General features: G+C 68.3%; 15 protein-coding genes. 7 read left to right on the top strand and 8 right to left on the bottom strand.

Annotation, left to right across the window (positions count from 1 at the left end; all coding sequences use genetic code 11):
- Positions 1 to 10: 10 nt before the first annotated feature.
- Positions 11 to 1,024, bottom strand: a complete 1,014-nt coding sequence (hrcA, locus tag ACZ5Z0_RS00885) for a heat-inducible transcriptional repressor HrcA (protein ID WP_464109481.1) — start codon at positions 1,022 to 1,024, stop codon at positions 11 to 13.
- Positions 1,025 to 1,268: 244 nt separating this feature from the next.
- Between hrcA and ACZ5Z0_RS00880 the strand changes: the two genes are divergently transcribed.
- Entirely contained in the window at positions 1,269 to 2,123 is an 855-nt protein-coding gene (locus tag ACZ5Z0_RS00880; protein ID WP_464109480.1) for a DUF3097 domain-containing protein, read from the top strand.
- A 121-nt stretch (positions 2,124 to 2,244) separates the two neighbouring features.
- The gene (locus tag ACZ5Z0_RS00875; protein WP_464109479.1) at positions 2,245 to 2,664 is read left to right on the top strand and encodes a DUF4870 domain-containing protein; all 420 of its coding nucleotides are present in this window, start codon (positions 2,245 to 2,247) and stop codon (positions 2,662 to 2,664) included.
- 36 nt (positions 2,665 to 2,700) lie between these two features.
- On the opposite strand, the gene hemW is transcribed toward ACZ5Z0_RS00875, so the two are convergent.
- Complete coding sequence (hemW, locus tag ACZ5Z0_RS00870) at positions 2,701 to 3,939, bottom strand: radical SAM family heme chaperone HemW (RefSeq protein ID WP_464109478.1); 1,239 nt, start codon at positions 3,937 to 3,939, stop codon at positions 2,701 to 2,703.
- 2 nt (positions 3,940 to 3,941) lie between these two features.
- Positions 3,942 to 5,795: a translation elongation factor 4 gene (gene lepA / locus ACZ5Z0_RS00865; RefSeq protein WP_464109477.1), complete on the bottom strand. Its 1,854-nt coding sequence runs from the start codon at positions 5,793 to 5,795 to the stop codon at positions 3,942 to 3,944.
- A 198-nt stretch (positions 5,796 to 5,993) separates the two neighbouring features.
- On the opposite strand from lepA, the gene ACZ5Z0_RS00860 reads away from it, so the two are divergent.
- A complete protein-coding gene (locus ACZ5Z0_RS00860; RefSeq protein ID WP_464109476.1) occupies positions 5,994 to 6,563 on the top strand; it encodes a type II toxin-antitoxin system PemK/MazF family toxin in 570 nt (189 codons plus the stop codon).
- A 226-nt stretch (positions 6,564 to 6,789) separates the two neighbouring features.
- Complete coding sequence (gene rpsT / locus ACZ5Z0_RS00855) at positions 6,790 to 7,050, top strand: 30S ribosomal protein S20 (RefSeq protein ID WP_056739236.1); 261 nt, start codon at positions 6,790 to 6,792, stop codon at positions 7,048 to 7,050.
- A gap of 167 nt (positions 7,051 to 7,217) precedes the next feature.
- Here rpsT and holA read toward each other — a convergent pair whose 3' ends face one another.
- The 5 genes from holA to leuS form a co-directional block, all read right to left on the bottom strand.
- Positions 7,218 to 8,231, bottom strand: a complete 1,014-nt coding sequence (holA, locus tag ACZ5Z0_RS00850; protein WP_464109475.1) for a DNA polymerase III subunit delta — start codon at positions 8,229 to 8,231, stop codon at positions 7,218 to 7,220.
- A complete protein-coding gene (locus ACZ5Z0_RS00845; protein WP_464109474.1) occupies positions 8,165 to 10,156 on the bottom strand; it encodes a ComEC/Rec2 family competence protein in 1,992 nt (663 codons plus the stop codon). Before ACZ5Z0_RS00845 ends, holA begins: the two co-directional genes overlap by 67 nt.
- A gap of 1 nt (position 10,157) precedes the next feature.
- Positions 10,158 to 11,033: a helix-hairpin-helix domain-containing protein gene (locus ACZ5Z0_RS00840; RefSeq protein ID WP_464109473.1), complete on the bottom strand. Its 876-nt coding sequence runs from the start codon at positions 11,031 to 11,033 to the stop codon at positions 10,158 to 10,160.
- A 49-nt stretch (positions 11,034 to 11,082) separates the two neighbouring features.
- Positions 11,083 to 12,123, bottom strand: a complete 1,041-nt coding sequence (locus ACZ5Z0_RS00835; RefSeq protein ID WP_464109472.1) for a DegV family protein — start codon at positions 12,121 to 12,123, stop codon at positions 11,083 to 11,085.
- Between the two features lie 71 nt (positions 12,124 to 12,194).
- The gene (leuS, locus tag ACZ5Z0_RS00830; protein WP_464109471.1) at positions 12,195 to 14,729 is read right to left on the bottom strand and encodes a leucine--tRNA ligase; all 2,535 of its coding nucleotides are present in this window, start codon (positions 14,727 to 14,729) and stop codon (positions 12,195 to 12,197) included.
- Between the two features lie 769 nt (positions 14,730 to 15,498).
- Between leuS and ACZ5Z0_RS00825 the strand changes: the two genes are divergently transcribed.
- Genes ACZ5Z0_RS00825 through ACZ5Z0_RS00815 form a run of 3 tightly spaced genes read left to right on the top strand, consistent with a single transcriptional unit; the run spans position 15,499 to position 22,245 of the window.
- Positions 15,499 to 18,639, top strand: coding sequence for an efflux RND transporter permease subunit (locus ACZ5Z0_RS00825; protein WP_464109470.1), 3,141 nt, complete (start codon positions 15,499 to 15,501; stop codon positions 18,637 to 18,639).
- Positions 18,636 to 19,100 carry a hypothetical protein gene (locus ACZ5Z0_RS00820; RefSeq protein ID WP_464109469.1) on the top strand — a complete coding sequence of 155 codons (465 nt, stop codon included), beginning with the start codon at positions 18,636 to 18,638 and terminating at the stop codon, positions 19,098 to 19,100. Before ACZ5Z0_RS00825 ends, ACZ5Z0_RS00820 begins: the two co-directional genes overlap by 4 nt.
- 1 nt (position 19,101) lies before the next feature.
- On the top strand, positions 19,102 to 22,245 hold the full coding sequence (locus tag ACZ5Z0_RS00815) for an efflux RND transporter permease subunit (protein ID WP_464109468.1): 3,144 nt from the start codon (positions 19,102 to 19,104) through the stop codon (positions 22,243 to 22,245).
- Positions 22,246 to 22,255: the final 10 nt, after the last annotated feature.

Here is a 22,255-nt window from a genome sequence, read left to right as displayed (position 1 = left end):
GACCGGGCTGTCAGGGCCCGAGGATCCTCGAAAGGTAACGGGCCACCGCACGGACGGCGGCCATGGTGGTGGGATAGTCCATCCGGGTGGGTCCGAGCACGCCGACCTTGGCGGTGGCATCCGGGCCGTAGCCGGTGGCCACCACCGAGGCTTCGGAAAGACCGTCGTAGGGGTTCTCCCGGCCGATGCTGACGGTGACGCCGCGGGGGTCCTGCGCCATGTCGCTGAGCAGGCGCAGCATCACCACCTGCTCTTCGAGCGCCTCGAGCACCGGGCCGATGCTGAGCGGGAAGTCCACGTTGGACCGGGCCAGGTTGGCCGTCCCGGCCATGACCATCCGTTCCTCCCGGCTGCTCGCCGCCAGCGACTCGAGCCCCCGGGCGAGGGCCTGCGCGGCGCCGCGCCGGGCCGGCGGACAGCTGTCCGCGACGGACTGCAGCGACTGCGGCAGCAGGCTCAACGGGGTCCCCGAAAGCCGGGCCAGGAACAGGGTGCGCAGTTCCGCGAGGGCATCGTCGCCGAGGTTCTGTCCGACGTCGATCACCCGCTGTTCCACCTTGCCGGTGTCCGCGATCAGCACGGTCAGCACCTTGCGCGGTGCGAGCAGCACGAATTCGACGTGCCGGACCCTCGCCCTGCTCAACAGGGGATACTGCACGACGGCGACCTGGTTGGTCAGCTGCGAGAGCAGCCGCACCGTCCGGTCCAGCACGTCGTCGAGGTCGTCGGAGCCCTCGAGCAGGGCTTGGATGGCGCGCCGCTCCGCCAGCGACAGCGGTTTGACGGCGGAAATCTGGTCCACGAACAGGCGGTAGCCCTTGTCGGTGGGGATCCGCCCGGCGCTGGTGTGCGGCGCCGTGATCAGGCCCTCGTCTTCCAGGGCCGCCATGTCATTGCGGATCGTGGCGCTGGAGACCCCAAGATGGTGCCGCTCCACGAGGGCCTTGGACCCCACCGGTTCCCGGGAATGGACGTAGTCCTCCACGATGGCGCGCAGCACTTCAAGTTTGCGTGGCTCGCTCACGCCCCACCTCCAATCAACCGTTTTCCGCTGAGCCGGTGCCGGCGGGCGGTGCGGGACGCGCCCGGGAAACCCGCTGTTAGCACTCGACATGCCTAAGTGCTAACCAGTCTAATATGAGTCGCGCCGTTGTTAGCATTGGATTCGCTGCGGGCGTGACCGCCGGAAGAGGTGTTTCCGGGCACACCGCAGGCCGCGGGACCGTTCCCTCCCCCGAAACTTCCGAGTGCAAAGCAGTGTGTAGCAGATGACGTACCAGAATTGGGGCCCGCAGGATCTGTCCGCCCCTGCCAAGGCCCAGCTGCCGGAAATACCGGTGGAACGCGGCATGGTGCTGGAGGATGTGCAGTCCGGCTGGGTCGGCGCCGTGACCCGGGTGGAGAAGTCCGGCGGCATGCACGTGGTGGCCCTCGAAGACCGGCGCGGCAAGTCCCGCTCCTTCCGGCTCGGCTTCGGCTTCCTGCTGGAAGGCCAGCCCATCCGGCTGATGCCGCCCGCCCCTCGGGCCGCCGCCGCGGGCGCCGGGGCCGGGGCCCGCACGGCCTCGGGTTCGGTCCGGGTGGCCGGCCAGCGCGCCCAGGTCGCCAAGGCGAGCCGGATCTGGGTGGAAGGCAAGCACGATGCCGAACTCGTGGAGAAGGTCTGGGGTGATGACCTGCGGGTCGAGGGCATCGTCGTCGAGCCGCTGCATGGCATCGACGACCTCGCGGCGGCCGTGAAGGAGTTCGGGCCGGGCCCGGGCCGCCGTCTTGGTGTGTTGGTGGACCACCTTGTGCCGGATTCCAAGGAGTCCCGGATCGCCGACGCCGTCATGGCCTCCCCCGGTGCCGCCGGCAACGTGCTGATCGTGGGGCACCCCTACGTGGACGTGTGGCAGGCCATCCGCCCGGCCGTGCTGGGAATTGAGCGCTGGCCGGTGATTCCGCGGGGGGTGGACTGGAAGACCGGGATCCTGACGGCCTTCGGCTGGCCGCACAGCACCAAGGAGGACATCGGCCTGGGCTGGCAGAAACTCCTCGGCGCGGTCCGCAGCTACGCGGACCTGGAACCGTCGCTGCTGGGCCGGGTGGAGGAGGTCATCGACTTCCTCACGGTGCCGTAGCCGCCTCGCCGTGCTTCAGTTCGCGGCCCGAGCAAGTATTCTTGGAGCGGCGCCCGCTGTGTTTGTTGCGGTCGCCGCCCGTACAAGTACTAATGCTCCACCGCAATCCAAAGGACGAAACGTGGCAGAAGATGCACGCGAACACACGGACCACCAGGCCGGCCATGGCGAGTCGCAGTACCACGGCGTGCCCGCTAATGCCCTCCCGCTGACCGCGAGCGAGGACCGGCAGTGGGCCACCCTGGCGCACTTTGGCGGCATTCTGGGCTGCATCCCTTCGCTGCTGATCTACCTGATCTTCAAGGACCGCGGCCCGTTCACGGCGCAGGAGTCCAAGGAAGCCCTCAACTTCACGCTGCCGCCCACGATTGCCGCGATGCTCGCCAATCTCCTGGTCTTCGTCCCCGTGGTCGGCAACCTGTTCGCCGTGCTGGCCACGGCCATCTGGCTTGCCCTCGCCTGCTTCTCCGTTGCCGCCGGCATCCACGTCAACCGCGGCCAGCCCCACCGTTACGAGTACAACCTCCGCTGGATCAAGTAGCGCGAACGTCCACTTCAGGCCCGGGAAAACGTCGACCTAGTCAGGCAGGATCCTGCGGACCACCGCGTCGGCCAGCAGGCGCCCCTTGAGCGTGAGCACCAGGCGTCCCTTGAAGGCTTGGACCGGGTCCACCAGCCCGTCGGCAATCAGCCCGGCCACGGCGTGCCGCCCGGTATCCCCCAGCCCGCCCAGGCCCGGGATCTCCAAACCCGTAACCAGCCGCGCCTCGAGCATGACGCGCTCGACGTTGCGGGTCTCCGAATCCAGGGTTTCCCGGCCGGCGGCGGGCGACACCCCTGATCCCAGACGTGCGGCATAGGCGGTGGGATGCTTGACGTTCCACCAACGCACCCCGCCTACATGCGAATGCGCGCCGGGCCCGACGCCCCACCAGTCGTCCCCGCGCCAGTAGGCCAGGTTGTGCCGGCAGGCCTGCCCGGGAGTGCGCGCCCAGTTGCTGACCTCATACCAGCCCAGGCCGGCAGCGGAAATTAGTTCGTCGGCAAGCTCGTACTTGGCGGCATGGTCGTCGTCGTCGATCCCCGGGACCTCGCCGCGGCGGATCTGGGCGGCGAGTTTGGTGCCGTCCTCAACGATCAGCGCATAGGCGCTGATGTGGTCCGGACCGTAGGACAGGGCCGTCTCCAGCGAGAACCGCCAGTCCTCCAGTGATTCACCCGGGGTGCCGTAGATCAGGTCCAGGCTGACCGCGAGGCCGGCCTGACGGGCCCACTGCACCACCTGGGGCACGCGGCTGGGTGTGTGGGTGCGGTCCAGCACCTTCAGGACGTGTGGCACGGCGGACTGCATGCCGAACGAGACGCGGGTGAAGCCGGCGTCGGCGAGCAGCTGCAGGGACTCGGGGGTGACCGAGTCCGGGTTGGCTTCGGTGGTGACCTCGGCGCCGGCTTCCAGGCCCCAGGTCTCGATCGCGGCGGCGAGGATGCGGGCCAGGTCTCCGGCCGGCAGGAGCGTCGGCGTACCGCCGCCGAAGAACACCGTGCTGAGCCGGCGATCCGGCAGGCCGGACGCCTTCAGGACGCCGCCGGCAAAACCGATTTCGGCCACGGCGGTGCCGGCGTAGGCGTCCTGCGAGGCGCCGCCGCCGAGCTCCGTGGCGGTATAGGTGTTGAAGTCGCAGTAGCCACAGCGCACGGCGCAGAACGGAATGTGCACATAGAGCCCGAAGGCCCGGTCCGCGGCGCCCTCCAGCGCCTGGCCGGGCAGGAGCCCGTCCGCCGGCGCGGGGTCACCGAGGGGAAGCGCGCTTGGCATGGCTACTTCTTGGCCTTGTCCTTGGACTCTTCCGTGGTCAGGGCGGCGATGAACGCCTCCTGCGGGACCTCGACGCGGCCCACCATCTTCATGCGCTTCTTGCCTTCCTTCTGCTTTTCCAGCAATTTGCGCTTTCGGGTGATGTCACCGCCGTAGCACTTGGCCAGGACGTCCTTGCGGATCGCCCGGATGCTTTCGCGGGCAATGATCCGGGATCCGATCGCGGCCTGGATCGGCACCTCGAACTGCTGGCGCGGGATGAGTTCGCGCAGCTTGCCGGTCATCATCACACCGTAGGCGTAGGCCTTGTCGCGGTGGGTGATGGCGCTGAAGGCGTCCACCTGTTCGCCCTGGAGCATGATGTCCACCTTGACCAGGTCGGCCACCTGGTCGCCGTCGGCCTTCCAGTCGAGCGAACCATAGCCGCGGGTCTTGGATTTGAGGATGTCGAAGAAGTCGAAGACGATTTCGGCCAGCGGCAGGCGATACCGGATTTCCACCCGGTCCTCGGAGAGGTAGTCCATGCCGCCCATCACGCCGCGGCGGCTCTGGCACAGCTCCATGATGGCGCCGACGAATTCGTTGGGGGCCAGGATGGTCGCTGCCACCATCGGCTCGCGGACCTCGGCGACCTTGCCGGTGGGGTACTCGCTGGGGTTGGTGACGTGGACGACCTTCTTGTCCTCCAGCGTCACCTCGTACTCCACGTTCGGGGCGGTGGAGATGAGGTCCAGCTTGTACTCACGTTCGAGCCGCTCGCGGGTGATCTCCAGGTGCAGCAGGCCCAGGAAGCCGACGCGGAAGCCGAAGCCCAGCGCGGCCGAAGTTTCCGGCTCGTAGACCAGGGCGGCGTCGTTGAGCATCAGCTTCTCCAGCGCATCGCGCAGCACCGGGTAGTCCGTCCCGTCCAGCGGGTACAGCCCGGAAAAGACCATCGGCTTGGCGTCGGCGTAGCCGGGGAGTGAGTCGCTGGCCGGCTTGGCCAGGTTGGTGACGGTGTCGCCGACCTTGGACTGGCGGACGTCCTTCACACCGGTGATCAGGTAGCCGACCTCGCCGACGCCCAGGCCCTTGGACGGGGTAGGCTCCGGGGAGCTGACGCCGATTTCCAGAAGTTCATGGGTGGCGCGGGTGGACATCATCTGGATGCGTTCGCGCGGGTGCAGCATGCCGTCGACCACGCGGACGTAGGTGACGACGCCGCGGTAGGTGTCGTAGACCGAGTCGAAGATCATGGCACGGGCCGGGGCATTCGGATCGCCGACCGGCGCGGGGAGGTCACGGACGATCTTGTCCAGCAGGACTTCGACGCCGGCGCCGGTCTTCCCGGAAACACGGAGCACCTCGTCCGGGTCGCCGCCGATCAGGCTGGCCAGTTCTTCGGCGTACTTCTCCGGCTGCGCGGCCGGCAGGTCGATCTTGTTCAGGACCGGGATAATGGTGAGGTTGTTTTCCATCGCCAGGTAGAGGTTGGCGAGGGTCTGGGCCTCGATGCCCTGGGCAGCGTCCACCAGCAGCACGGCGCCTTCGCAGGCGGCCAGGGACCGGGACACCTCGTAGGTGAAGTCGACGTGGCCGGGGGTGTCGATCATGTTCAGCGCGTAGCTGGTGCCGTCGAGTTCCCACGGCATCCGGACGGCCTGGGACTTGATGGTGATGCCGCGTTCGCGCTCGATGTCCATCCGGTCCAGGTACTGGGCCTTCATGTCGCGTGACTGCACGATGCCGGTGTACTGGAGCATCCGGTCGGCCAGCGTGGACTTGCCGTGGTCAATATGCGCAATGATGCAGAAGTTCCGGATGAGGGCCGGATCTGTTGCGGCAGGCACCGGGGCGGTGCGGGCCATGGGAGACACGCAGGGGTCCTTACTGTTGGCAATACCTGGGAGCTGTACTGGCTGGCTGTTCCACGGACGAACGCAGCCGGTGTTCGATGTTGCTTGTTCCACCGCGCTGCGGCACGCCGCATTTCTCGTTCCTTATAGTCTCCCACGTCCCGGCGCGTGGCCCTGCATCAGTCGGGGCGGGCGCACGGCGGCCGGTAGGGTTTCCCCATGGCCCTGAATCTCAGATCCCTCAGCAACGCCGTCCGCGGTGCCCTGCGTTTCCTCGACCGGCTGGGCGGCGCACCGTCCGAAACGCGGCGTCCCGGCGGCAAGACCGGCAAAACGTCCGAGCGGCGGACAGCAGGCCCCTCCGCCGGCCTCACTGGCGGCCTCACCGGAACGTACCCGGGTGATTTCCGGGGCAAGGCCAAGGTGCAGTACAGCCCGGCCGCCAACGGCCGGCCCGAGCCCGGCGAGATCGTCTGGACCTGGGTCCCCTTCGAAGAGGATCACGGCAAGGGCAAGGACCGCCCGGTGCTGCTCGTGGGGAGCAATGGCCGCTTCCTGCTCGGTCTGATGCTCACCAGCAAGGACCACGACGGCGACGACCGCCGCGCCGACGACTACGTCGACATCGGCACCGGCCCCTGGGACCGGCAGTGGCGTCCCAGCGAAGCGCGGCTGGACCGCATCCTGCAGATCAACCCCGTAGACGTGCGCCGGGAGGGGGCCATCCTCGACGCCGGACGGTTCCGGGCCATCTCCTCGGCCCTGCGTAGCAGGCACGGCTGGTCCTGACCGGCTCGGCCCGGGAGTCCGCTGGCAACGGGACTCCCCCGCGACCCGCGGTAGCCGTCGGAAATCGCCACCAGCCGCGCGTCTCTGCTATTATTGACAGCTGTGTGTCCGTGCAGGTCGACGGCCACAGATGGTTGGTCGCCATAGGTATCCCCACGCCGCTCAGTCAATGGCCAATCTGAAAGCCCTCTAGACCATTTTCCGCATTGAAAAAGAGAGTTCACACGTGGCTAATATCAAGTCCCAGAAGAAGCGCATCCTGACCAACGAAAAGGCTCGCCTGCGCAACAACGCAGTCAAGTCCGAGCTGAAGACGGCCATCCGCGCCGTCAACACCGCCGTTGAGTCCACCGACAAGGATGCCGCTGCTGCTGCACTGGTTACTGCCAGCCGGAAGCTCGACAAGGCTGTCAGCAAGGGTGTTCTTCACAAGAACAACGCTGCAAACCGCAAGTCCGCGATCTCCAAGAAGGTCAACGCACTCTAAGGTTTTCCAGTTCAATTGAACTGACGATTGTGGCCGGCACCCCCTGGGTGCCGGCCACAGCCAGTTAAAGCAGGCGCTCGTCTCCTGGCCCGGGAACATCGGGGATCCTGTCGCCGATGCCCACCGCCGCCCGCCCACCGCCCGACGTCGGGCGGCGGCGTCAGACGTCAGCGGCGGACCGAGCCTGCAATCACGGTGACCGCGTGCTCGACGGCGTAGACCGGGTCCCGGGACAGCCCCTTGACCTGCGCGTCCGCCTCGGCGGTGACCTGGATGGACCGGACGAGGCCTTCGGGCGTCCAGCGCCTGACGTCACGCTGGGCCTGTTCCACCAGCCAGGGCTGCATGCCCAGCTGTTTGGCGATCTGCGAGGACGACCCCTGTGCTCCCGCGACCTTGGCCAGGGAGCGCAGCTTCGACGCAAGCGCCGCCACGATCGGTACCGGATCCGCCCCGGTATCGAGGGCGTGCCGGAGGGTTGAGAGCGCCAGCGGTGCGTTGCCGGCCATGGCTGCGTCGGCGACCTTGAAGGCCGTGGCTTCCACCCGGCCGCCGTAGTAGCGGTCCACCATTTCCGCATCCACGGCCGTGGTGGCGTCGGCGATCAGTTGGCTGCACGCGGCCGCCAGTTCGGCCAGCTGCGCACCCACGGCGTTGACCAGGGCGTGCACGGCGTCCTGCTCGATCCGGCGGGAGGCCGCCTTGAACTCGGTCGTGACAAAAGCGGCCTTGTCCGCGTCCTTCTTCAGCGGCTGGCAGTCAACCACCGGCCAGCCGCCGGCCTTGATCGCGTCGAGGAGTTTCTTGCCCCGCACTCCCCCGCCGTGGCGCAGCACCAGCACGGCGTCGGGTTCGGGTTGGGCCAGGTATTTCAGGGCGTCGGCAAGGAAGGCGTCATTCATTGCTTCCAGGCCCTCCACCTCGATCAGCTTCTGTTCGCCGAAGAGGGACGGACTGACGTTCATGGCGAGGGCGCCGGGCTCGTAGCTGCCGGCGTTGAGCCGGGTGACTTCGACGTCGGGGGCGGCCGCCCGGACCTGGGAGCGGATCCGGTCCATGGCGCGGGAACCCAGATAGTCTTCGGGGCCGCCGACCAGCACCACCGGTGCCGGCGTCACATCGCGCCAGGTGGCGGTGTTGGCCGCCGAGGTCCGGGTGCGTTGGGTCTGGGCAGCAGCCACTCGTGAATCCTCCGGGAAGTTGGTTTGCAGAATCTAAGCCTCCCACGGCGGAGACGCTCCACCAAGCCGCGGCGGCCGGGCCCGTTCCGCGGGAGCGTCAGAGGGTTTGGATGCTCCTCCCGGTCGAGGATTCCTTCGAGGAGAAGGATGGTCCGTCCGTGTGCTGCCACGGCCAGGTGCACCACAGCCGCCGGGTGGGTCACGAGCCACATGCCCGCCAGGGACAGCCCGGAAAGCAGCACCATGGTGGCCGCGCCGAAGGCGCCCTCCGGCCAGGGCAACGCCGCGCCCGGGAGGGCCGCGAAGTACCGGGCGATGCCCGCCACTCCGGCCGCAAACGTACCGGCAACGGTGATGGGTATTGCCGCAAGCGCAGGGGCAAGGAGGACGAGCGGGACGGCGGCCGTGCCGACGAGGGTCACGGGTGCCACCAGGACGGCAGCCGCCAGGTTCGCGGGCAGTGCGTAGCTGGAGAACTGCGCCTGGAGCAGCACGATCACTGGGCCGCAGAAGAGCTGCGCGGACAACGGGACGGCAAGGCCGGCGGCGGCCCAGCGGGGCACGACCCCGGGAAGCCACCCCATCATCGCCCTGCCGGCCACAACGATGCCGAGGGTGGCCAGGACGGAAAGTACGAAGCCGAAGTCGGTTGCCAGTGCCGGATCCGCGAGCAGGAGTATCGTCGAGGCAACACACAGCAGGCTCAAACCGCGTCCGGCCCGGCCGAAAACCAGGGCCGAGAGGCCGATCGCCCCCATCAGGGCGGCCCGCAGTACGCTGGCATCCGGCCCGACCATCAGGGTAAAGAACCCAAGACCGGTCAATGCGGCAGCGGCAGCCACCGGCCGGGGCAGCCTCAGGGTGCGCGCCGCCAGCAGCAGGACGCCCAGAACCAGGCTGCAATTGGCGCCGCTAACGGCCGTCAGGTGCGTCATCCCGACAGTCTTCATGGCGGCGGCAAGCTGCGGGTCCAGCGCCACCGTGTCACCGGTGACCATACCGGGCAGGAGGCCACGTGCGTCGCCCGGCAATCCGGCGGCCGCGGCGCTGAAGCCGCTTCGCACGGCGGCCGGGGTGCGCCCCCAGCCGTCCTGTGCCGGCATTGCGACCGGGGCCGACGACGCGGCCAGGATTCCGGCCTCCGATTGGCCCGCCCCGGCCGCCTTGAGGACGCCCGTCGTCCGGAACCGCTGCCCCGGCTCGGCCCGCCCCCAGTCGTCTCCGCCCAGCACCAGCAGCCCCGCCCGGGCCTCCACACGACGGCCGTCATAGATCAGGGCGAGGGCCGTGGCCGGGACCGCCCAGCGTGCCGGCGCCCCCGAACGGCCCGGCACGGCGAGCCGCCTGGGCACCCCTGCCACATCGAGCTCTGCCACCACGGAGGCACCAGCGGAGACTGCCTCTGCCACCGCGCCCTCATGCCGCTGCACCGAGGCCACCGCCGCGTGGGCCCCGGCCGCGCAAGCGATCAGCAGTGCCGCGGCGGCGGTGGCACGCAGGCTCCGGGCAGCAGGCGTCCGGCGCCGGAACGATGGCGCCAGCAGCCCCAGGGCAGTCGCCGCCAGCCCGGCGCACAGGCCTGCAATCGCTTGCGGTTCGAGCATGCTGGCAGCGAGGGCCGTCGCCCAGGCCAGCAGCGCAGCGGGAACGAGCCGCAGGTCGGTGCGGCGCCGAAGCTCCGGCGCGGCGATCCGAGCGCTCCGGACCCGCCGCGCCTCCCGGACACGGTGATCCAGCCCGGACAGGCCGGCCCGCACCGATCCAGCCGCACGGGCGCCTGGACCGCGCGCCGCGGCCTCCGCGGCTGCGGCCGACGGAGCCGTAACGTCCGCGGCCGGGGTTCCCGGGGCAGCGGCCCGGAGCATGGTTCCGGCGGCCGCGTCACGGAGGGACTGCCAGCGGCGCGTTTGCTGTTCTGCGGCCACGTCAGACCCGCACCAACGGCACCAGGGCCTCCAGCAGCTTCGGGCCGACCCCTTCTACGGCATCGAGCTCCTGTACGGTCCGGAACTTGCCGTGCTGCTTGCGCCAGTCCACAATCCGCTGGGCCAGGACCGGTCCGACGCGAGGCAACGTCGCCAGCTCTTCGACGCCGGCGGTGTTCAGGTTGACCTTCGGGGCCGGGGGTCCGGCGCCGCCGGGACTACCCAAGCCGTCGGCTCCGGCGTCGGGGCTGGCCGCGTCCGCGCTTCCGCGCTCCGGGACGAGGATCCTTTGGCCGTCGTCAAGGATGGCAGCGAGGTTGAGCCGGTCCAGGTCCGCCGTTCCGGTGCTTCCGCCGGCGGCCTTGACGGCTTCGTGGAGCCGGCTGCCGGCCGGAAGCTCGACGACGCCGGGACTCGCCACGGCTCCGGCGACGTGGACGACGATCGTGCCGCCGGCCGCTGCCCCTGAGGACGCTACGGGCGGCGCCCCGGCGGCATCCCGCCCGCCGGGCCGCGCCCCACCGACGGCTGAGCCGCCTGGCCCCGCACCCTCCGCGGCGCCCGACCCGGCCGGTTCGCCCAGGGGCTGGACCCGGGGTGCGCCGTCGGCCGCCTGCCACCAGAACCAGCCGCCCAGCAGGACCGACATCACGGCAAGCAGCGCCGCGGCACGACGGCCGGTGCGCCATCTGAATCGTGCGGCCGGGATCCCCACAGCCGCGCCGTCGGCGAGGGCAGCCTCGGCCGCGGCCGGCGCAGCATCAATCAGCGCATCCCGCCCGGACGTGCCCAGGCTGGCGGCCCAGCGGTGCCGGGCGGCGCCCGTCGCCGGGTGGACTGCGCTGCGGGGTTCGGCTCCCCTATATCGGCGCGACATGATGCCCAGCCTAGGGACGGCGCCGCTCCCGCGGCAGAAGCCGGAACGGCTATGTGGAAAGCGTCCGGGAACCGCCGGCAGTGCCGCCCGCCCCGGGAGTCGGGCCAGCCCCGGGAAGCGGGGTGCTGCTCTCCCCCACGATCACGGCCAGCACACCGAGGCCCGCGTGGGCGGCCAGCACGGCAGGCAGTGAACTGATCTGCGCCGGCGGGCAATCCGGAAGCAGAAGTGCCAGCCGGGCCGCAACCTGCTCCGCCTCGGCCGGGTTGCCGAAGTGGTGCACCGCAATCCGGGCTTCCCCGTCCGGCCGGGACAACGCATCGGCTGCGGCGATCTCCTCGAGCCGGGCGATGGCCCGGGCGGCGGAGCGGACTTTTTCCAGCGGCACGACCTTGCCGCCGTCGACCGCGAGGATCGGTTTGATCGCGAACATGGTGCCCCATAGCGAGGCGGCCGCGCCAATCCGGCCGCCGCGGCGCAGTTGTTCAAGGCTGGGGACGTAGAAGTAGACCTTGGTCCTGGCCAGCCGTTCTTCGGCAAAGGCCTTGACCTCCTCCGCGCTCCGGCCGTCGGCGGCGGCGACGACGGCACTCTGCACACCCATGCCCTGCGCCATCCCGACGGTGCGGGAATCGAGGACATGCACCGGGATCCCCACTCGGCCCGCGGCGAGCCTGGCGGAGTCGGCCGTGCCGGAGAGCTCACCGGAGATGTGGATTGAGACCACCGATTCGAAGCCCCGCGCCGCCGCGGCGAGGTAGGCCTGTTCGAACTGGCCTGGCGAGGGCCGGGAGGTCCGGACCGGGACCCCGCTGGCCAGGGCGACGGCGATGGTTTCCGCGATGTCGTCCTCGCCCTCGCCGTAGATCTCTGCGCCCACCATGACGGGCATCGGAACCACCGCGAGGCGGCCGTCGGCGGTGAAGTCACGCACCCAGTCCGCCGGCAGGGCGGCCGCGGAGTCGGTGACCACCGCGGTGCGCGCCGCGGGTGCGGGCACCGTTTCGGCGGCACCGGGCCGGGTGGCCTGGCGGAGCCGGACGAGGCGCTCGCGCAGCCACGGCCAGCCCGGGGGCTCACGGTCCGGCACGATGCACCTCCTGGAAAATGGTCCGGCCGCCGGCTTCTGCCGGCGGCCGGGTCGAGAGTGGCCCTGTCCGGCTAGGCCGGGACGATGTTGACCAGTTTAGGCGCCCGCACAATGACGGTGCGTATTCCCCGGCCGTCCAGTGCGCGCCGGACGTTCTCCGAGGCCAGCGCCAGTTCGCGCAGTTCGTCCTCGGAGATGCCCGGGGACACCTCCAAGCGGTCGCGCACCTTGCCCTGGACCTGGACGACGGCGGTCACCGTGTCCTGCACCAGCAGGGCTTCATCGTGCGTGGGCCAGCCCGCGTTGGCGACCGACGCCGGGTGCCCCAGCACGTTCCACAGGTCCTCGGCCGTGTAGGGGGCGAACAGGCTCAGGATGACCGCGACGGCTTCCACGGCCTCGCGCACGGCTGGGTCCGCACCGCCGGCGCCGCCTGCCGCATCAATGGTCTTGCGGGTCGCGTTGACCAGCTCCATCAGCTTGGCCACGACCACGTTGAACTTGTTGTGCTCCAGCAGGGCCTCGGCGTCCGCGATGGTGCGGTGGGTAACGGTGCGCAGCGCACGGTCCCCGGTGGCGAAGTCGACGCCGGGTTCGCTCGTGACGTCCTGGCCCAGGCGCCAGGCGCGGGCCAGGAACTTCGCGGAGCCCGACGGCGAGACGTCCGCCCAGTCGACGTCGTCCTCCGGCGGGGAGGCGAAGATCATGGTCAGGCGCACGGCGTCGACGCCGAACTTGTCCAGCTGCTCGCCCAGGTCCACGCCGTTGCCGAGGGACTTGCTCATGGCCTTGCCGCCGTTGAGCACCTGGCCCTGGTTCAGCAGCGCACGGAACGGTTCGTCCGCTTCGATCAGGCCCAGGTCGTGGATGACCTTGGTGAAGAAACGTGCGTACAGCAGGTGCAGGATGGCGTGCTCGACCCCGCCGACGTACTGGCCCACGGGCATCCAGTCATTGATCTTGGCCGGATCGAACGGGCCCTCGGTGTACTGCGGCGAGACAAAGCGCAGGAAGTACCAGGACGAGTCCACGAAGGTGTCCATGGTGTCCGTGTCGCGCTTGGCCGGGCCATGGCAGCTGGGGCACTCCACATTGACCCAGGCCTCGGCGGCGGCCAGCGGGGACGTGCCCTTCGGAGACAGGTCCTCGCCGCGCAGGTTCTCCGGCAGGGTGACCGGCAGCTGCTCGTCCGGGACGGGCACCTCCCCGCACGCCGGGCAGTGGATGATCGGGATCGGCGTGCCCCAGAAGCGCTGCCGGCTCAGCAGCCAGTCCCGCAGGCGGAAGTTCACGAATTTCTCGCCCGTGCCCTGCTGCTCCAGGATCGCTATGGCAGCCGGGATGGCTTCGGACTTGGGCAGTCCGTCCAGCGCGCCGGAGTTGATCAGGGTTCCCTCGCCGGCCGTAGCCGTGCCGGAGACCGCGGGGTCCTCCTCACCGGTGTCCAGGACCGCCCGGACCGGCAGGTCGAAGGTCTTGGCGAAGTCCAGGTCGCGCTGATCGTGGGCCGGGACGGCCATGATGGCGCCGGTGCCGTAGTCGGCCAGGACGTAGTCGGCGGCCCAGACGGGCAGCTTCTCGCCGTTGAGCGGGTTAATGGCATACCGGCCAGTGAAGACGCCGGTCTTTTCCCGCTCGGTGGACTGGCGTTCGATCTCCGACAGCGCCTTGACCTGTTCGCGGTAGCCGTCCAGCGCACCGGCGTGTTCGTCGGTGACCAGTTCGACGGCGAGCGGCGCGTCCGCGGCGACCACGAAGAACGTGGCACCGTACAGGGTATCGGGGCGGGTGGTGAAGACGGTGACGTCCTTGGCGGGCTTGCCGCCGTCGGCCTCGACAACGAAGGTGACGTGCGCACCCTCGGAGCGGCCGATCCAGTTCTTCTGCATCGCCAAGACGCGCTCGGGCCAGTGCCCGCGCAGTTCGTCCATGTCATCCAGCAGCCGGTCGGCGTAGTCGGTGATCTTGAAATACCACTGGTTCAGGGACTTCTTCGTGACGGCGGTTCCGCAGCGCTCACAGGCGCCGTTGACCACCTGTTCGTTGGCCAGCACGGTCTGGTCCTTCGGGCACCAGTTGACCGGCGAGTCCTTGCGGTAGGCCAGGCCGCGCTCGTAGAAGCGCTTGAAGAGCCACTGCGTCCAGCGGTAGTACTCGGGGTCCGAGGTGTGCAGCCGGCGGGACCAGTCGGCGGAGATGGCGTAGCGCTTGAAAGAGGCCGCCTGGGTGTCGATGTTGGCGTAGGTCCACTCGCTGGGGTGCGCGTTGCGCTTGATCGCGGCGTTCTCCGCGGGCAGGCCAAAGGAGTCCCAGCCGATCGGGTGCAGCACATCGTAGCCCTGCTGGCGCAGGTAACGGGCGACGACGTCGCCCATCGCGAAAGCCTCGGCATGGCCCATGTGCAGGTCACCCGACGGGTAAGGGAACATGTCCAACACGTAGCGGCGTTCCTTGGAGCCGTCATCCAGGGGCGTGAAGACCTTGAGGTCCTCCCAAACCTGCGGCCACTTGGCCTCCATGGCGGCGAAGCTGTAGGCGCCCTCCTCGGGGCCTTCGTTCGCTGCGGCTGCTGCTGTTCCGGTCTCTGTCTCCGGCTGAACGCTCACTGCTGGCCTCTTCTGTCTCTTCAGGCTTGTGAATCCCAAGCCCTGGTCCTGTCAAGCTTCCGCCCTGCCGGGGGCGGTCGCCCACCCCCGGCAGCTAATCCTCCGCGGCTCTCCTGCCGCCGGTTCCGGGGAACCCCCAGACACACAAAAGCCCCTCGACATGGAGGGGCTGCCGCTCGGCAATCCGAGATGAATCCGGGATGCCGGGCGGCTAGCTAAGCAGAAGGATCGCGCGCATGTAACCACTTTAGCGCCTTTGAACGGCCTCCGGGGCGACGCCGGCCCCGGTCCGATCCGCACCAACGGCGCCACCGATACCAAATTGTTACATATTCTTTATGAATTGGCGTCTGTACTTACGCCAATATCGGCCCGCCGGCGTCCCGTAGAAAGCAAATTCGCCGTAAGTAAAACAAATTCAAATCCAAGTAGTTTGGCGCCTCTGTATAAGTATTCACCGGCCCCTCGACAGGTAAATTTACGGCCGATCCGCACCCTACTCTCCAGCAAAACACTGGCGCATATTACAGGGGTTTTCCGCCCCCCAGCGGGGAAAAAGCTGGGAGCTTGCTAAAAATTTCCAACAGGGACACTATGCACTCAAGATCTCGGGGGGGATTCGTAAATGGTCTCGGGTTGAGGAGCCTGTTATGTATCGTTTGCGTGATTCTGCCCTGCAACAATTCACCCAGCTGCCAGCGCGCCCGCACGCCGCCGGCAGCAGCCCGGAAAAGGTCTAGCCATGTTCGGCTGGATAACCCGGTTCAGTATGCAATTCCGCATCCTGGTTCTGGCGCTCGCGGCCGGACTCGTCAGCTTCGGCGTTGTGAACGTGCCCCACATGGCCGTGGACAGCATGCCAGAGTTCGCCCCCGCGCAGGTCGAGATCCAGACCGAGGCCCTGGGCCTCTCCGCTGCTGAAGTCGAACAGCTCATCACCTCGCCGATGGAAGCCGACCTCCTCAACGGGGTGGCCTGGCTGGACGAAATCCGCTCGAAATCGGTTCCCGGCCTGTCCTCCATCGAGCTGGTCTTCCGGCCGGGCACCGACCTGCTCCGGGCCCGCCAGCTGGTGGCGGAACGGATGACCCAGGCACATGCGTTGCCGAATGTGTCCTCGCCGCCCCTGATCATGCAGCCCATGTCATCGACCAGCCGCGTCATGATGGTCCGGATGAGCTCCAAACAGCTCTCCGGAATCGAAATGTCCGTCCTGGCGAGGTGGAAGATCAAGCCGCGCCTGATCGGCATCCCGGGCGTGGCGAACGTGGCCATCTGGGGCCAGCGTGAACAGCAGCTCCAGGTGGAGGTCACCCCCACGCAGCTGCAGGAGAAGGGCATCACCCTGGAGCAGGTGATCAAGTCCACCGGCAATGCCGTCTGGGTCTCGCCGCTGAGCTTCCTGGAAGCCTCCGCCCCGGGAACCGGCGGCTTCGTCGAATCCCCCAGCCAGCGGCTGGGAATCCAGCATGTCCTTCCCATCCGCACTCCGGCTGACCTTTCCAAGGTTGCCGTGGAGGACACCAACCCACGGTTGCTCCTGGGGGACGTCGCGAAGGTCCGGGAGGACCACCAGCCGCTAATCGGCGACGCCGTCGTCGGACAGGACCCGGGCCTGCTGCTGGTCGTCGAGAAGTTCCCGGGAACCAGCGCGCTCGAAGTCACCAAAGACATTGAAGCAGCGCTGAAAGACCTCGAACCCGGCCTCGCCGGAGTCCAGATGGACACCTCGGTGTTCCGGCCGGCCGCAGCACTGCAGGACTCCGTGGACGGCCTCGCCCTCGCACTGCTGTTCAGCCTGCTGATCGCGGTGGCGCTGTTCTGGCTGCTGTTCCGGTCCTGGCGGGTCGCGGTCATCGGCCTGGTCGCCCTGGCCACCTCGGTGACGACGGCGGCCGTGGTCCTCCAGGTGCAAGGGGCCACCTTGAACGTGGCTGTCCTGGTCGGCATCTTCCTGGCGGTCTCGCTGATGGTGGGCGACGTCGTCGAAGACGTCCAGGCCCAACGGCGGCGCCGGGCCGCACACGATGTGTCAGACCCCGCCGCCGACTTCCGGTCCCGGATCGGGCACGCCGTCCACAGCGTCCGCACCGCTCTGTTCCACGCCTCGCTGGTTATGCTGATCCCCCTGGTGCCGTTGCTGTTTGCCACCGGGATCGGCGGTGCGTTCTTCCGGCCGCTGATCTGGACCCTGCTGCTGGCGCTGCTCGCCTCGCTCATTGTGGGCCTCGCCGTCACGCCGGTGCTGGTGCACATGCTGCTGCCGCGCGACACCTCGTTCCGGCGGCAATCGTCCGCCTTCAACCGGGCCCGGGCGTCCTACCAGCACACGCTGACAGCAGCCCGCTCCCGCAAGGCGCTCGGCGTTGCCGCCGTCGCCGTCGTCGGCGTGCTGGGCCTGGCAGCCGCATCCCAGTTGATCGGCAACCGGCCGGTGGTTCCCACCCTCCCGGACCGGACCCTGCTGGTCCAGTGGGACGCCATGGCCGGCACCTCCAACGAGGAGGTCACCCGCATAGCAGCGCGCGCCTCGGACGAACTGCGGACGGTGCCTGGCGTTTCCGGCGTCGGCGGGCACGTCGGCCGCGCGATCGCCTCGGACCAGGTGGTGGGCAACAGTTCCGCGGAACTGTGGGTGTCCATCGCACCGGACGCGGATTATGCCGCGACCGAGAGCGCCGTCCGCGAAGTCGTCAAAGGCTACCCGGGCATCGCCAATAACGTCGTCAACTACTCACAGCAGCAGATCGGTGATCTCCGCACCACGCTGGACCCGGGCTTCGCGGTCCGCGTCTACGGCACGGACATGACCGTGCTGCAGCAGAAGGCCGAGGAAGTTCGAAAGGCCATCTCCGGCATCAGCGGCGTGGGTAACCCGAGGATCTATTCAACGCCCAAGACACCCATCGTGGAGGTCGAAGTCAACCTGGAGGCCGCCCAGAAGGTCGGGATCAAACCAGGTGACGCACGGCGGGCCGCGGCGGCCCTGATGCAGGGCATCGTCGTCGGCAACCTCTTCGAACAGCAGAAGGTCTTCGAGGTTGTGGTCCGGGGCGCTGTCGACGTCAGGGACGACCTGACCAGCGTACGAGAACTGCTGCTGGACACGCCCGGCGGCGGCCACGTCACGCTCGGCGAGATCGCCGCGGTACGGCTCGTTCCCAACGAGGTGGTGATCCTGCACGATGACACCTCCCGCCGGATCGACGTCGTCGCGGACGTCGGCGGCCGCCCCCTGGCGGACGTCCAGCGGGACATCAACGACGCCGTAAGGAAGATCAACTTCCCGCTCGAGTACCACGCCGAGATTCCCGCTAAGTTCAGCGAGAACCAGGCGGCCGACGCCCTGGTGGCGGGACTGGCGATCGCGGCCTTCCTGGCCGTGCTGATCCTCCTGCAGACGGCCCTGCGGAGCTGGAAGCTCGCGCTCGCGGTTTTCCTGTCGCTGCCGGGGGCACTGGCCGGCGGCACCGTGGCGGCGTGGTTGTTCGGAGCGGTGAACTCGCAGATCGTGCTGACAGCCTTCGCGGCGGTGCTGGCCATCACGGCCCGGAACGCGGCACTGCTCTCGACACGCTGCGACGAACTGTGGCGCGAAGATCCAGCGGCTTCCCGGGCGACGGTCGTCATGGCGGCTGCACGCGAACGGATCTCGCCCGTCCTGAAGACCGCCCTGGTCACCGCGCTCGTGCTGATCCCGCCGGCCGTCTTCGGCGGCGTCATCGGCCAGACCGTTCTTGGTCCAATGCTGCTGATCATCGTCGGCGGCCTCGTCACCTCGACGCTGTGCTCGCTTTTTGTGTTCCCGCTGCTGATGTTCTGGTTCGGCCCGAAGGAAGGGCCCGAGGAGTGGGAATCCGTCAACGAATCCGAAGTTCCGGTATTGCAGGAAAAGGTGGAAGTAAAATGACCAGCCAAAAGCCCCTCCGGCGCCTGCCCCTGGCGGCCGCTGTCTGTGCAGCACTCCTGAGTTCCCTGCCTGCCTGCGCGGCGACTCCGGCGGCCAGCAGCTCCTCCGTCCAACTGGCCAATGACCCGGCCAAGGTGGAGAAGAACGCCTCCACCGGCATCGCCAAGATCACTCTCAACGCCCGCGCCGTCCAGCGGCTCCAGCTGAAGACTGACACGGTCAAACCGGGGGCCACCGGCACAGAGGTACTGTTCCCGTACGCGTCCCTGCTGTACGACGCGAACGGCAAAACCTGGGTGTACACGAACCCGGAGGAACGCGTCTACCAGCGCCAGGCAGTCACGGTCGCCAAGGTGGAGGCGGGCGTCGTGACGGCCACGGCGGGCCCTCCGGCCGGCACCGCAATCGTCACCGTCGGGGCGGCGGAACTGTTCGGCGCAGAGTTTGATACGGCGCATTGACATGCGCCGGATCATTGCGACGAGCCTAAGGTTCCGGTCCATCATTGTTGCGATGGCCGCTGCCTTGATGATCGTAGGCAGTGCCCAGCTCAGCACAGCCTCGGTGGATGTGTTCCCCGAATTCGCGCCGCCCAAGGTCGAGGTGCAGACCGCCTGCCTGGGCCTGACGGCGTCCGAGGTCGAGGAACTCGTCTCTGTTCCGATGGAGGAGGCGTTCAACGGCATCGACGGCCTCGACCACATGCGGTCCAAGTCGGTGTCGCAGCTCTCCTCCATCGTGCTCGAGTTCAAGCCCGGGACCGACGTCCTGAACGCCCGGCAGATGGTGTCCGAGCGGATGGCGACGGTCATCCCGACACTGCCCACCTGGGCCGCACCACCGGTGATGCTCCAGCCGCTGTCCTCGACGAGCCGCGTCATGAAGATCGGGTTGTCCTCGGAGACCCGTTCCCTGATCGAAATGTCGATGATCTCCTATTGGAACATCCGGGCCCACCTGCTGCGGGTGCCGGGCGTGGCCAACGTGGCAATCTGGGGCGAACGCCTCCAGATGCTGCAGGTCCAGGTGGATCCGGCGAAGCTGGCTGCCAACAACGTCACGCTGGAAAACGTGATGAATTCCACCTCGGACGCCTTGGACGCCGGATTGCTGAAGTACTCCCCCGGCGCCTTGATCGGCACCGGGGGCGCCCTCGAGACGCCGAGCCAGACCATGAGCATCCGCCACGTCCAGCCGATCACCGGTCCGCAGCAGCTGGCCCAGGTTGCGCTGGAGCAGCGTGAGGGTCAGGAGCCGTTGCGGCTCGCCGACGTCGCCACCGTACTCGAGGATCACCAGCAGCTGATCGGCGACGCCGTCATCAACGGCGGCCCGGGCCTGATGCTGATCGTGGAGAAGCTGCCGTGGGGCAACACCCTGGAGGTCACCCGCGGCGTCGAGGAGGCCCTGAAACAGCTCCAGCCGGGGCTGACCGGCATCGCGGTGGACACCACCTTGTTCCGGCCGGCGACCTTCATTGAGGAGTCGCTGGGCAACCTCAGCGTGGCACTGCTCCTGGGCTGCCTGCTGGTGATTTTGGTGCTCAGCGTGTTCCTGTTCCAGTGGCGCACCGCCCTGGTCAGTGTCGCGGCGATCCCGCTCTCGCTGCTGACGGCGGCCCTCGTCCTCTACTGGACAGGAGGAACAGTCAACACGATGGTGCTTGCGGGATTGGTGATCGCCGTCGGGGTGGTGGTGGACGATGCCATTATCGACGTCGAAAACATCGTCCGCCGGCTCCGCCGGCACCGGGCGGCCGGCGGCACCGACAGCGCAGCGCGGGTGGTGGTCAACGCCTCCCTGGAGGTCCGCGGCCCGATCGTCTACGCGACCCTGATCATCGTGGCCGCCACCGTGCCGATCTTCTACCTGGACGGCCTGACCGGATCCTTCTTCCGGCCGCTGGCCATCTCCTACACCCTGGCAGTGTTCGCGTCCATGCTGGTGGCCCTGACCGTTACCCCGGCCATGGCCTACATCTTCCTGCGCAACGCGAAGCTCGAGGACCGCGACCCGCCCCTGGTCCGGGTCCTTAAGCGCTGGTACGGCGCCGGGCTGCGGCCGATGGTCCGCCGCCCGCTCCCGGGCTACCTGTCGCTGGCCGCTCTTGGTGTGGTGGGCATTGTGGCCGCACCCCTTCTGGGCCAGTCGCTGCTGCCGTCCTTCAAGGAACGCGACTTCCTGATGCACTGGGTCACCCAGCCGGGCACATCCAATGCCGAGGAGGTCCGGGTCAGCCAGCTGGCCTGCAAGGAGCTGATGACGGTGCCCGGGGTGCGCAACTGCGGATCCCACATCGGTCAGGCGTTTGCTGCGGACGAGGTGGTCGGCGTCAACTTCGGCGAAAACTGGATCAGCATCGATCCCGCGGCGAACTACGACAAGACCCTGGCCTCGGTCCAGGAACTGGTCGACGGCTACCCCGGCATCCACCGGGACGTCCAGACCTACCTCAAGGAACGCGTCAGGGAAGTGCTCACGGGCACCGGCTACGCCATTGTTGTCCGCGTGTACGGCGATGACCTCGCGGTCCTCCGGAAGGAGGCGGACAAGGTCAAGAAGATCCTCGGCGGCATCGAAGGCGCCATCGGCGCGAAGATTGCCCTGCAGGTGGACGTGCCGCAGATCGACGTCGAGGTGAACCTGGCCGCGGCCAGCCAGTATGGCCTCAAGCCCGGCGACGTGCGGCGGGCCGCGGCCACGCTGGTTGCCGGCGAGGAGGTCGGCGACGTGTACCGCGACGGGAAGGCGTACGACGTGCAGGTCTGGAGCCCGCCGGAGACGCGCACCAGCGTCACCAGCATCGAGAACCTTCAGATGGACACGCCGAGCGGGCAGCGAATCAAGCTGGCCGACGTGGCCAAGATCTCGGTCAAGCCGACCCCGAACGTTATTGAGCGTTCGGAAGGCTCGCGCCGGCTCGACGTCAGCGCCAACGTCAAGGAAGGCGACCTGGTGAAAGTCGTGGAGGAACTCAAGGGCAACCTGGAGACGCTGGAGTTCCCCACCGGCTACCACGCCGACGTCCTCGGCGAGTACGCGGAACGGCAGGCGGCCTCACAGCGCCTGCTTGTCTTCGCGGTAGGCGCAATCGCGGTGATCTTCCTGCTGCTCCAGGCGGCATTCCGCAGCTGGCGGCTGGCGACCCTGGTCATCCTGACCCTGCCGGCGGCGCTCGTGGGCGGTGTCCTGGCCGCGCACCTCAGCGGTGGGATCCTGTCCTTGGGCTCGTTGGTCGGTTTCCTCACCGTGATGGGCATTGCCGCCCGCAACGGCATCCTGCTCATCAACCACTGCCAGCACCTCGAACAGTTCGAAGGCGTGCGGTTCGGCCCCGGACTGGTGCTCCGCGGGGAGGCCGAACGGTTGTCCCCGATCCTGATGACCACCCTGGCCACCGCCCTGGCCCTCGTGCCGCTGGTGGTCATGGGCAACATTCCGGGGCATGAGATCGAGCACCCCATGGCCGTCGTCATCCTCGGCGGCCTGGTCACCTCGACACTGGTGAACCTGTTCATCGTCCCCTCGCTCTACCTCCGGTTCGCCAAGGGCCGCGCGGAACGCGAGCACGGGAACCATGCGGCCCGGCCGGCCACCGCTGGCTAGCCGCGGCAAA

Source organism: Arthrobacter sp. T2-23, from assembly GCF_055398325.1.
The sequence above is the reverse complement of the archived record's forward strand: the minus strand, read 5'-3'. Positions and strand labels throughout refer to the sequence as shown.